The organism is Liquorilactobacillus ghanensis DSM 18630, assembly GCF_001435235.1.
Lineage (GTDB): Bacteria > Bacillota > Bacilli > Lactobacillales > Lactobacillaceae > Liquorilactobacillus > Liquorilactobacillus ghanensis.
The window spans coordinates 444,487-450,486 of the sequence record NZ_AZGB01000016.1 but is presented as its reverse complement, the minus strand read 5'-3'; the positions used below and the strand labels follow the sequence as shown (position 1 = coordinate 450,486).

4 protein-coding genes and 1 other annotated feature (1 of these 5 only partly in view) are annotated in these 6,000 nt (G+C 34.8%); of the genes, 2 read left to right on the top strand and 2 right to left on the bottom strand.

Annotated features, from left to right (window positions below; translation table 11 throughout):
• Together FC89_RS07525 and FC89_RS07520 are read right to left on the bottom strand one after the other, a co-directional pair.
• The coding region (locus tag FC89_RS07525) for an MFS transporter (RefSeq protein WP_187329658.1) at positions 1-451 on the bottom strand (451 nt) is incomplete at its 3' end.
• A 757-nt stretch (positions 452-1,208) separates the two neighbouring features.
• Entirely contained in the window at positions 1,209-2,219 is a 1,011-nt protein-coding gene (locus tag FC89_RS07520) for a LacI family DNA-binding transcriptional regulator (RefSeq protein WP_057871928.1), read from the bottom strand.
• 163 nt (positions 2,220-2,382) lie between these two features.
• Between FC89_RS07520 and FC89_RS07515 the strand changes: the two genes are divergently transcribed.
• Positions 2,383-3,108: a GntR family transcriptional regulator gene (locus FC89_RS07515; RefSeq protein ID WP_057871927.1), complete on the top strand. Its 726-nt coding sequence runs from the start codon at positions 2,383-2,385 to the stop codon at positions 3,106-3,108.
• Positions 3,109-3,272: 164 nt separating this feature from the next.
• Positions 3,273-5,642, top strand: a complete 2,370-nt coding sequence (locus FC89_RS07510) for a phosphoketolase family protein (RefSeq protein WP_057871926.1) — start codon at positions 3,273-3,275, stop codon at positions 5,640-5,642.
• A gap of 207 nt (positions 5,643-5,849) precedes the next feature.
• Positions 5,850-6,000 (top strand) — a binding site (T-box leader) (it continues 76 nt past the right edge of the window).

Sequence of the window (6,000 nt, the reverse complement as noted above, 5' to 3'; positions counted from 1 at the left end):
ATTTAATTTTATGGAGAAAGGGCAATCCCTTTTTACACAAACTTCTTGACACTCCCAATGTCTCATATGGAATCATAACCATTGCAGTTAAAGCTTCAATTAAAATGTAAGTAACTAGATAATACCAAAAATTAGCCTTCGGGATCCAAAGAAGAATATATAATAGCATCAATGGAATTCCTGCTAAAAGGAAAAAACGACGTCGACCAAATTTCTTTCCTAACCTTGTATTCCCAAAATGATCAGTAAAATATCCCATAATTGGACTAATAAATGCGTCACATACCCTAGCAATAGCTAAGATAGATCCACCTTCAATTGCTGTTAATCCACCAAAACTAGTGTAAAAGAACAACATCCATGTTGATACAACTGCAAGTGCGCCATTTCCAAAAACATCAGTGGCTCCATACCCAATAATATTACGTAATTTAACTTTTCTTTCTTGCATTATCTATTCCACCTCGTTATTACAATAAGTAACTAATTAATAGTTCGAATACAAAATAAGTAGTAATTTTATTTACTAAAATTAATAAAAAGCCTCCTTATAATTAAAAATCAATAATTTTATTTTTCCCTCCTTTTGAACATAAATACCATTATTTTCTTTTTGTAGCCGCTTTCAATTGTTATTATATCCTATATCAGCAAAAAAACAACACTTTTTTACTAAAAATAAAGAATATCGTCACACTTTTTTATCTCATATTTTAGTAAAATTTAAAACGATTTTTAAATGATTTATTTGTGATCAATTTAGGATTTATTCTGTTCAATAAGTATTTTTAAAATTAAATTATATGATCTTTTGAAGTGTTTATAGGAAAGGATTATATTTTTGTGAAAGGAAATTTTGTTCTGTTAAATAAAATAAGTGAATGTTTGTTATTTGCCTAAGAATTATATCTCTATGGATATTTCCAAAATAAATATCATTAAGCAAAAACAACATTTTATCATGAACTATTAGATTAATGTCGGTAAACTAGCTACTATTAAAAAGGAAAAACTAATTAAATCCAAATACAGCACATTGGCGTATACAAAAAATAGGCCCTGAGAAAGCTCAAACTTAAAGTACCTAAACTTTAAAGAAAGGACTTTTCTCATGACCTGAGAATCAAGATTATATAATTACCAAATATTATCAACTACAATTACTTATTAGACTGCTCAAAGCAAATTAAATTTCGAAAAATATAAAATTACTTTTTGGCTAGACTGCTTTCTCTAACAACCAATCTCGTTCCAATTGTGATCTTTCGTGGACTTCTTTTGAGCTTATTTTTACCAGCTGCGAATTCTTCTAACAGCATTAAACCAGTACGTCCCATCTCTTCGGTATCAACACAAATGCTGCTTAATGAAGGAGAAACGTACTTAGCAATCGAAGTATCATTGAAAGAAATTATGCTTACTTTTTTGGGAACTGCTATATTTGCTTCATTCAACGCCCTTAATGCTCCGACGGCAATTGAATCATTGGCAGCAAAGAACGCTTGCGGTAGATCATCTTTCAATTCAACTAATGCTTGCTTCATCATCTGATAACCAGATTCTACTGTAAATTTACCAACATAGACGTACTTAGAATGATACAAATTATAATTTGTAAGATAACTTTTGAACGCTACTAAGCGAGGATCAATTAAATTTTCAGCAAAATCCATTGTATGCTCTTCACCGGCCAGCATCCCAATTTTCTTTTGATTATTTTCAATAAAGTTGTTCAACAAATTAACGACCGAATTATAAAAATCAGTCACAACACAATTGTAACCAGAAGCTAGTGTATCGCAATCAACAAACACAATATTTGGGCTATAATTGTACATCCTGTCTTGCTGTTCTTTACTGAATTTTCCAATCGCTAAAATACCAGCAGTGTCCTTTAAATTATCGCTGACTTCGCTTTGGAAATAACGAACAATTTGATAGCCGGAATTTCTAGCTGCCTTCTCAATTCCTAATCTGATTGAATAATAATATAAATCATCTAATTCTTCTTTTTGTGAATACCATTCAATTAAAGCTAATTTTTTTTGCTTTTCTTTAGTTTTTCGATTATTTTTTTTATAGTTTACGTTCTTTGCAATTTTAAAAATTCTTTCTTTTGTTTCTTCACTGACTGATAAGGATTTATCATAATTAAGTACCCTTGAAACAGTTGCGGATGAAACTTTCGCCAATTCAGCAATTTCTTTAATTGTTGCCATTTCCGCTCCCCTTTCTTTAATATGCATTTTAATTTTACCACTAAACGAAAGAAAATTTGGTAAATATAACCACTTTATTTACTAAACAGCTTAAACGCTTGTTGTTTCTTGAGCATTGTGGTTAACTAGTACTTAGATTAGCTTAAAATTAAGGGGTATTTTTATGGCGCAACTGGTATATAAACGTATTATCACTGATTTAAAAAAAAGAATTTTCGCGGGTGAATTCCCTGCTCTCCGCTTGCCGGATGAGCGGAGTTTAAGCGAAACTTATCATGTCAGCCGTAGTTCAATCAAACGTGCATTAAGTCGAATGGCTAATGATGGGATTATTTTTAAAAAACGCGGCTCGGGCACTTTCATCAATCCACTCTATTTAAAAAACGAATCTGTTTTTAATTATGAGGAAAGTTCCAACTTGGGGGTTACTGATAATTTTAAGATGAATGGCAAACGCCCTCAAATTAAAGTATTAGAGTTTCAAGTTGTAAAACCTACCCCTGAATTACAACGCGACTTATTCTTGAAAAAAGATGACTTCGTCTACCGAATTGTGCGGCTGCGTTCTTTTGGACAACAACCCTTTATGATTGAAACCGGCTATATTCCAATTAAAATCGTTCCGGAACTATCACGAAAAATTATTTCTGGTTCAATTTTCAATTATCTGCAAACTGAACATAATTTAGCCGTTACCAAATCTTTTTTGTCAGTGTTTGCTGAACCTTCAACAACTGAAGATCAGCAATTGCTACAACTCAAAGCTACCGAACCGACAGGCATTATGGAAGGAATTTTCTTTTTAGATAATGGTACTCCTTTCGAATTTTCAACAATGCGTTTCCACTATAAATATTTGAAATTCAATTCTTTTGTCACAGTTAATTAAATTTCCTCTTAAATCAACTTTTTCTTGCAGATAGAAAAAGCTTTTTTATTTTTCTTTAAATTGGTACGTCCCAAAATAAAAATAAGTTGACTTTTTATGCCGATAAGTTATGATGGAAATGAAGAAAATTAATCCCTAGAACATTGCTAAGGAGGCAATTAATTATGACCCAAGATTATTCATCCCCAGAGTACTTAAAGAAGGTTGATGCTTTTTGGCGCGCTGCCAACTATATTTCTGTTGGTCAGCTTTATTTAAAAAACAATCCACTATTAAAACGTCCCTTGGTAGCTGATGATGTTAAAGTTAAACCTATTGGCCATTGGGGCACGATTGCTGGTCAAAACTTTATTTATGCACATTTAAATCGGGCCATCAATAAATATAATCTGAATATGTTTTACATTGAAGGTCCTGGTCATGGCGGTCAGGTGATGGTTTCTAATTCATACTTGGATGGCAGTTATACTGAGATTTATCCGCAAATTACCCAAGATGAACAAGGTATGCAAAAACTATTTAAGCAGTTCTCATTTCCGGGCGGGGTAGCCTCACATGCTGCTCCAGAGACCCCTGGTTCAATTCATGAAGGCGGTGAACTTGGTTATTCAATTTCACATGCAACTGGTGCTATTTTCGACAACCCTGATTTAATTGCAGCAACGGTGGTTGGTGATGGTGAAGCTGAAACAGGACCACTAGCAACTTCTTGGCAATCCAATAAATTCATTAATCCGATTAACGATGGGGCTGTTTTACCGATTTTAAACCTGAATGGTTTTAAAATTTCGAATCCAACAATTCTATCACGTGAAACAGACGAACAACTGCAAAAATATTTTGAAGGTTTGGGTTGGGAACCATTATTTGTTGAAGGTGACGATCCAGCTAAAATGCATCCCGTAATGGCTCAAGCAGTTGATCAAGCTATTGAAAAAATTAAGAGCATTCAAAAGAATGCTCGGGAAAATCAGGACAGCAGCTTGCCAATTTGGCCAATGATTATTCTGCGCGCTCCTAAGGGTTGGACTGGTCCAAAAGAATGGGACGGCAAACCGATCGAAAAATCCTTCCGTGCTCATCAGATTCCAATTCCAGTTGATGCCAATGATATGCAACATGCTGATGCTCTAACTGCTTGGCTGCAAAGCTATCATCCTGAAGAACTCTTTGATGAAAATGGAACTTTAAAACCAGAAATTGCGGCAGTCGCTCCACAAGGAGATCAACGAATGGCAGCTAATCCGCACACCAATCCTGGTAAATTAATTAAAGACTTGATTTTGCCGGATTATCGTAAATATGCAGTTGATACTGCGGTTCCCGGTAAAAATGAAGCTCAAGATATGACCGTTTTGGGAACTTATCTACGAGATACGTTTAAATTAAATGCAACTAACAAGAATTTCCGCCTCTTTGGCCCTGATGAAACTATGTCTAACCGTTTGGCTCCAATCTTTGAGTCTACAGAACGCCAATGGATGGAACAAATCAAAGAACCAAATGATGAGTTTTTAGCACCAGCGGGTCGAGTTATTGATTCACAATTATCTGAACATCAAGCTGAGGGTTGGTTAGAGGGATACGTTTTAACCGGACGTCATGGAATTTTTGCCAGTTATGAAGCATTCTTGCGAGTAGTTGATTCAATGCTGACTCAGCATTTCAAATGGTTACGCAAAGCTAAAGAACAGTCTTGGCGTTCAGACATTCCATCACTGAATATTATCTCGGCTTCAACTGTATTCCAGCAAGATCATAATGGTTATACCCATCAGGATCCCGGTATCTTGGGACACTTAGCCGATAAGAAACCAGAATATATTCGTGAATATCTACCAGCCGATGCCAATAGTTTGCTGGCAGTTATGGCTAAAACTTTAAATGACCGCGAAAAAATTAATTTAATCGTTGCTTCAAAACACCCGCGGCCACAGTTTTATTCAGCGGCTGAAGCACAAGAATTGGTTGACAATGGGCTTAAAATTATCGACTGGGCTTCAACCGACGATCATGCTGAACCGGATTTGGTTATTGCTGCTGCTGGAACTGAGCCTAATCTTGAGAGTTTAGCTGCTATTTCTATTTTGCATCAGGCAGCTCCTGAATTAAAAATTCGCTTTATTAATGTTGTTGATCTTCTGAAATTACGTAGTCAGCGACTTGATCCCCGCGGGTTAAGCGATGATGAATTTGACAGTTATTTTACAGTTGATAAACCAATTATCTTTGCTTTTCATGGTTATGAAGGTTTGATCCGCGACTTATTCTTTGATCGTCATAATCATAATTTATCAATTCATGGCTATCGTGAAAATGGTGATATCACTACTCCGTTTGACATGCGCGTCTTGAATCAATTAGATCGTTTCGATTTAGTCAAAGCAGCAATCAAGCTGTTACCAAATGCTGTTAAATACGGGCAACTAGTTGCTAAAATGGATGCTAAAATTGCGAAACATCGGCAATACATCCGCGACGAAGGAACCGATCTGCCTGAAGTAGAAAATTGGCATTGGGAAGCTCTAAAATAATCCTAAGTTACACGACAAATTTTTAAATTTACCTAATTACTCAAAGCGCTGATAATCTTCTAAATATTATCAGCGCTTTTTTATAAAAAATGATTGGCAAATTTTAGTAACTTTGTTTATTAAACATTTATCATCCTTTTACAAATTAAATTATGATTTTTTTATAATCCTACTTGTTTTTTAATGGTTGTTTGATTACAATTGAAGAATAAGCTTTAGAGAAAGACATGTGTTGAGAGATCATTTTTCAAGCGAGATCAGAGTTGGTGCAAGCTGATTAAAAATCCTTTCAAGATACTACTTTCGAGATGCATTTGGATTAGGGATTACTGAAATAAATGCCGGCTGCAGCCGTTAT

What these genes read in the sequence shown, in the direction of transcription:
- FC89_RS07520 (WP_057871928.1), bottom strand. Translation starts at nt 2,219, where the DNA reads ATGGCAACAATTAAAGAAATTGCTGAATTGGCGAAAGTTTCATCCGCA.
- FC89_RS07515 (WP_057871927.1), top strand. Translation starts at nt 2,383, where the DNA reads ATGGCGCAACTGGTATATAAACGTATTATCACTGATTTAAAAAAAAGA.
- FC89_RS07510 (WP_057871926.1), top strand. Translation starts at nt 3,273, where the DNA reads ATGACCCAAGATTATTCATCCCCAGAGTACTTAAAGAAGGTTGATGCT.